Source organism: Pseudomonas sp. Je.1.5.c, from assembly GCF_051129895.1.
GTDB classification, from domain to species: Bacteria; Pseudomonadota; Gammaproteobacteria; order Pseudomonadales; family Pseudomonadaceae; genus Aquipseudomonas; species Aquipseudomonas urmiensis.
On the sequence record NZ_JBCPSP010000085.1, the window covers coordinates 1 to 5,953 of the forward strand.

The following is a 5,953-nucleotide window of genomic DNA, read 5'->3' on the forward strand; positions in this document are numbered from 1 at the left end:
GAACTCACCATCGCTATCGCGGGGCAAGCCCGCTCCCACGCTTCTAGCTTCTAGCTTCTAGCTCCTAGCTCCTAGCTCCTAGCTCCTAGCTCCTCCCACCCTGCTGGATCCTCCGCTCGCAGCTACCTGACCAAGTGCAAGAACTGCATATGCCGCTCGTACTGGTCGAGGATGTCGTTGATGATCTGCTCCTTGCTGTAGCCCACCAGGTCATAGTTCTGGCTACCTTCGGCCAGATGCACCTCGGCCCGGTAGTAACGACGGTTCTTCAAGTCCTGGGCACCCAACCCACCCAGCGCGAAGGACGGGGTGAAATACCCACGCATCTGCACCTGGTAGATAAACGGCTGTTCCTCGCCATGGCCGATCTTCAAGCTGACGTTGTCATGGCTCGGGTCATCCTGGGTAATCAGCACCAGGCCCTTCTGCTCGAACACCTCGCGCACCTCGGCAATCGCCGGACGCACGACATCGTCCATGAACCGGTACACCTCATCGCGTGAAGGGAAATGCACCGCCTGGCTCAAGCGTTGCCGCCAGCCACCACGGCCGCGGCGCGACTGGGCGAACGGCGCCAGCGAGTGCATCTGCGCGATCTGCCGTTGCGACTCCAGGTAGAACGCCTTGTGCAGCCCCCACATCATGCACAGCAAGATCAGCGAGAACGGCAGCGAGGTCAGTACCACGGCAGATTTGAGCGAATCGATACTGCCGGCGAACAACAAGCTGCTGGTGATCAGCGCAGTCATCGCGCCCCAGAAGATCCGCAGCCAGTTCGGGCCATCTTCGTCGGCGTTGCCATCCTTGGCCGACAGGGTCGAAAGCACCACCGTGCCGGAATCTGCCGAGGTGACGAAGAACACGAAGCTGATGAACACCGTCACGGCGATCACCGTCTTGCTCCAAGGGTAGGTTTCCAGCAGCAAGTACAGGCTCATCGACGGGTTATCCAACGCCGACTGGCCGAGCGCGGTCATGCCGTGGTTGATCACCTGGTCCAGGGCGCTGTTGCCGAAGATCGACATCCACGCCAGGGTGAAGCCCAGCGGAATCAGCAGCACGCCGAAGACGAACTCGCGGATGGTCCGGCCACGCGAGATCCGCGCGATGAACAAGCCCACGAACGGCGCCCAGGCAATCCACCAAGCCCAGTAGAAGACTGTCCAGCCACCCAGCCAGTCGCGGTTCTCGCCGTAGGCATAAACGTCGAAGCTCTTGCGCGGCAAGGCACCGAGGTAGTCGCCCAGGTTCTGGATCAAGGTGTTGAACAGGTGCTGGGTAGGCCCTGCGAACAGCACGAACAACAGCAGCGCACAGGCCAAAAACAGGTTGATGTCGGACATCACCCGCACGCCCTTCTCCACCCCGGCGACCGCCACGGCCACCGCCGCGCCCATCATCAAGGTGATGAGGATGACCTGCACCCACTGGCTGTGATCGATGCCGAACAGGTAGTCCAGGCCAGCATTGAGGTGCAGCACGCCAAAGCCCATGTCGGCGCCCAGGCCGAACACCGTGGCGATGATGCCAAAGCCGTCCACTGCGTAACCGATCGGGCCGTTGATGCGTTTGCCAATCAACGGATACAGCGCCGAGCGCAGCGCCAGCGGCAGGTTATGGCGATAGGCAAAGTACGCCAGCGCCATGCCGACGAAGGCGAACACGCCCCAGCCATGCAGGCCCCAATGCAGGAACAGCACCTGCATTGCCTGACGCCCAGCCTCGGCCGTACCGCCTTCGCCTTGCGGCGGTTGGAGCATGTGGGTCAGGGGTTCGGAGACGCAGAAGAAGAACAAGGTGATGCTGATGCCTGCGGCGAACAGCATGCCGGCCCACGACAGGTAACTGAACTCGGGTTCGTCGTGGTCGGCACCGAGCTTGATCTTGCCGTAGCCAGACAAGGCGGTGACCACCACGAAGACCAGGTACAGGGTCATCGCCAGCATGTAGTACCAGCCGACCGTATTGGCCGCCCAGTTCTGTGCCGCGAGCAGCCAATCGCCTGCCGCTTGAGGGTTGGCAATGACCACCAGGCCGAAGATCAGGATGAAACTTGCCGCGAAATAGAACACCGGAGGGTTCATGCGGATATTGCTGGAGGAGGTGGAAGGTGCACTCATTGCGCAGGCACCTCCACGCGGGGCGTGAGGTAGAAATTGAACGGGTTCAGCAAAGGCTATTCCTCCTGTTGAACACCGGCAGCGACCAGCGTTTTACTTTGAACAAGCGTTCAAGTTAAACATGGATCGGTATTCATTGCGACCCGCAAGACCCGCCCGCAGGAGCGGGCTTGCCCCGCGATAGCGGCGATGCATTCACCCTCGCTGTCGCAGATCAAGCCCTCTCCCACGCTCTATCTCGGCACTATCGATTACTGCTTGCCCTCACAATCAAGCTGCAGATTCGCCTGGGTGATATTGCTCTGAGCCGGCACGCTGCGGGTCAGCCAGACGTTGCCGCCAATGGTCGAGCCCTTGCCGATGGTGATACGCCCGAGAATAGTCGCCCCGGCATAGATCACCACATCGTCCTCGACAATCGGGTGGCGTGGATGGCCCTTGTGCAGCGTTCCCGACTCATCCGCCGGGAAGCGCTTGGCGCCCAAGGTCACCGCCTGATAAATGCGCACCCGCTCGCCGATGATCGCCGTCTCACCGATCACCACACCCGTGCCGTGGTCGATGAAGAAGCTCGGGCCAATCTGCGCGCCAGGGTGAATATCGATACCCGTGGCCGAATGCGCCAGCTCCGAACTGATCCGCGCCAGCAGCGGCAGGCCAGCCTGGTACAAATGATGAGCCAAGCGATGGTGGATGATCGCCAGGATACCGGGGTAGCACAGCAGTACTTCGTCGACGCTGCGCGCTGCCGGGTCGCCGTGGTAGGCAGCCAGCACATCGGTATCGAGCAGCACCCGCAAGGCCGGCAGCGCGGCGGCGAAGTCCTGGATCAAGCGCAGGGCATGGGCATCGACGTCGCTCAAGTCGGTCTTGCCCTGGCGCGTGGCGTACCGCAGTTCCAGCCGGGCCTGGGTCAATAGCGAGGTCAGGGCAGCGTCGAGGGTGTGGCCGACGTAGAAGTCCTCGCTCTCTTCGCGCAAGTCCACCGGACCCAAGCGCATGGGGAACAGTGCGCCACACAGCTGCTCGAGGATCTGCCTAACCGCTTCACGCGACGGCAACTCACGGCCGCCCTGCTCGCCGCTGCTGCGGCCATTGCGGGTTCGCCACTGCTCGCGCGCGCCGCGCAAGCCGCTGACGATGCTGTGCAGTTGCCAATGCCCTGGGGATGGTTTTTCGCTCACGGTGGTCTCCTGGCTGGCGGGATTTTTCTGAAAAAGTACAAGGTATGTGGACAGGCGGAGCGGGTTTGGCCTTTGATCGTGTTGGGGAATTCGAAATCGCCATCGCGGGGCAAGCCCGCTCCCACGTTGCGCTCCCACCTTAAGCTGGCGGCGCCTGTGATCACTCTACGGCAAATAACCCTCTTGGAAAAAACAACGCTTTATTCCATCCTGCGCTAAGTCGGGCATAAGCAGCACTGACGGACTACCCTCAGAGCTGCCTGATCACTGACAAAAATTATTAATGGGAATAACAAAATAAGTTTTTATTATTTCCAGGCCTATACAGCCCACCCCTATAGTCGCCACCCACCACTTCCACAACAAGCGCGGGGCTCTGACATGTCGAAATTCGCCAAACCGCTACTCAACGCCAGCCTGGCCATCCTGCTGGGCACCGGTCTGCTCAGCCAGGCCTTCGCCGGTGAGCAGCTCAAGACCATCAAGGACAAAGGCGTGCTCAGCGTCGGCCTCGAAGGCACCTACCCGCCCTTCAGCTTCCAGGACGAAAACGGCAAGCTGGCCGGCTTTGAAGTCGAGCTGTCCGAGCTGCTGGCCAAGGAGCTGGGGGTCAAGGCCAAGATCCAGCCGACCAAGTGGGATGGCATCCTCGCTGCCCTCGAGTCCAAACGTTTGGACGTGGTGATCAACCAGGTGACCATCTCCGAAGAGCGCAAGAAGAAGTACGACTTCTCCGAGCCCTACACCGTGTCCGGCATCCAGGCGCTGATCCTGAAGAAGAAGGCCGCAGACCTGAAAATCGAGAGCGCCCAAGACCTGGCCGGCAAGAAGGTCGGCGTAGGCCTGGGCACCAACTACGAGCAATGGGTCAAGCAAGACGTGCCCAAAGCCGAAGTGCGCACCTACGAAGACGATCCAACCAAGTTCGCCGACCTGCGCAATGGTCGTATCGATGCGATCCTGGTCGACCGCCTTGCCGCCCTGGAATACGCCCAGAAAGCCAAGGACACCGCGCTGGCGGGTGAGGCGTTCTCGCGCCTGGAGTCGGGCGTGGCCCTGCGCAAAGGCGAGCCGGAACTGCTCGACGCGATCAACAAGGCGCTGGACAAACTCAAGGCCGACGGCACCCTGGCCAAGCTGTCCGAGAAGTACTTTGGCGCTGACGTGACTAAATGATTGAAGAAAGCCTGCAACTGGTAGCCGATTCAGCGCCCTTCCTGCTCAAGGGCACAGGCTACACCGTGCTGCTCAGCGTTGGTGGCATGTTCTTCGGCCTGGTCCTGGGCTTTGCCCTGGCCCTGATGCGTTTGTCGAAGATCTTGCCGCTGAACTGGCTGGCGCGCATCTACGTATCGTTCTTCCGTGGCACACCGCTGTTGGTGCAGCTGTTCGTGATCTACTTCGGCTTGCCACAGATCGGCATCGAGCTCGATCCGATCCCGGCTTCGCTGATTGGCCTGTCGCTGAACATGGCGGCGTATATCTGCGAAATCCTCCGTGCGGCGATCTCCTCGATCGACCGTGGCCAGTGGGAAGCCTGCGCCAGCATCGGCATGACCCGCACCCAGGCGATGCGCCGGGCGATCCTGCCGCAAGCCATGCGCACCGCCCTGCCGCCGCTGGGCAACAGCTTCATTTCGCTGGTCAAGGACACCGCCCTGGCGGCGACCATCCAGGTCCCCGAGCTGTTCCGCCAAGCGCAGTTGATCACCGCGCGCACGTTCGAAGTGTTCACCATGTACCTGGCCGTGGCAGTGGTCTACTGGATACTCTGCACGATCCTTGCGCACTTCCAGAACCGCATGGAAGCGCGGGTCAACCAGCATGACCAGGAGCACTGAAGATGATCGTAGTAGAAGGCCTGACCAAGCGGTTCAAAGGCCAGACCGTACTCAACGGGATCGACCTGACCGTACAGCCCGGCGAAGTCATTGCCATCATCGGCCCGAGTGGCTCGGGCAAGACCACCTTCCTGCGCTGCCTCAACCTGCTGGAAACACCCGATGCCGGACGCATCCAGATCGGCGACATCAACATCGATGCCAATCGTCCGCTGGGCGGCCAGCAGAGTGCGATCCGCCGGCTGCGCCAACAGGCCGGGTTCGTGTTCCAGAGCTTCAACCTGTTCCCGCACCGCACCGCCCTGGAGAACGTCATCGAAGGGCCATTGGTGGTCAAGAAGACGCCGCGTGACAAGGCTGTCGAGCTAGGGCGGCGCTTGCTGGCCAAGGTCGGCCTGGCGGGCAAGGAAGACGCTTACCCACGGCGCTTGTCGGGTGGCCAGCAGCAACGGGTGGCGATTGCCCGGGCCTTGGCCATGGAGCCGGACGTGATCCTGTTCGACGAGCCGACATCAGCGCTCGACCCGGAGTTGGTCGGCGAGGTGCTGGAAACCATCCGCGGCCTGGCCGAAGAGAAGCGCACGATGATTATCGTCACCCACGAGATGAGCTTTGCCCGGGATGTGGCGAATCGGGTGATCTTCTTCGACAAGGGGGTAATCGTCGAACAAGGGGAAGCCAAGGCGTTGTTTGCCAATCCGAAGGAAGAACGCACGCGACAGTTCTTGCGTAAGTTCTTGGGGACGGCGGCCTCGCAAGACTAACCACCTGTTGATCTGAGCGTGGGAGCGGGCTTGCCCCGCGATAG

Annotated in this window: 5 protein-coding genes; 3 read left to right on the forward strand and 2 right to left on the reverse strand. The window is 61.3% G+C overall.

Annotation, left to right across the window (positions count from 1 at the left end):
- Positions 1-122 precede the first annotated feature (122 nt).
- Together betT and epsC are read right to left on the reverse strand one after the other, a co-directional pair.
- Positions 123-2,120 carry a choline transporter BetT gene (gene betT / locus AAZU54_RS27100; RefSeq protein WP_186552889.1) on the reverse strand — a complete coding sequence of 666 codons (1,998 nt, stop codon included), beginning with the start codon at positions 2,118-2,120 and terminating at the stop codon, positions 123-125.
- Positions 2,121-2,371: 251 nt separating this feature from the next.
- Positions 2,372-3,304, reverse strand: coding sequence for a serine O-acetyltransferase EpsC (epsC, locus tag AAZU54_RS27105; protein WP_312154498.1), 933 nt, complete (start codon positions 3,302-3,304; stop codon positions 2,372-2,374).
- A gap of 381 nt (positions 3,305-3,685) precedes the next feature.
- Here epsC and tcyJ point away from each other — a divergent pair, with 381 nt between their 5' ends.
- Genes tcyJ through tcyN form a run of 3 tightly spaced genes read left to right on the forward strand, consistent with a single transcriptional unit; the run spans position 3,686 to position 5,909 of the window.
- Complete coding sequence (gene tcyJ / locus AAZU54_RS27110; protein WP_186552891.1) at positions 3,686-4,480, forward strand: cystine ABC transporter substrate-binding protein; 795 nt, start codon at positions 3,686-3,688, stop codon at positions 4,478-4,480.
- The gene (gene tcyL / locus AAZU54_RS27115; protein WP_434727886.1) at positions 4,477-5,145 is read left to right on the forward strand and encodes a cystine ABC transporter permease; all 669 of its coding nucleotides are present in this window, start codon (positions 4,477-4,479) and stop codon (positions 5,143-5,145) included. Before tcyJ ends, tcyL begins: the two co-directional genes overlap by 4 nt.
- 2 nt (positions 5,146-5,147) lie before the next feature.
- A complete protein-coding gene (gene tcyN / locus AAZU54_RS27120) occupies positions 5,148-5,909 on the forward strand; it encodes an L-cystine ABC transporter ATP-binding protein TcyN (RefSeq protein WP_186552893.1) in 762 nt (253 codons plus the stop codon).
- The last annotated feature ends 44 nt before the right edge of the window (positions 5,910-5,953 follow it).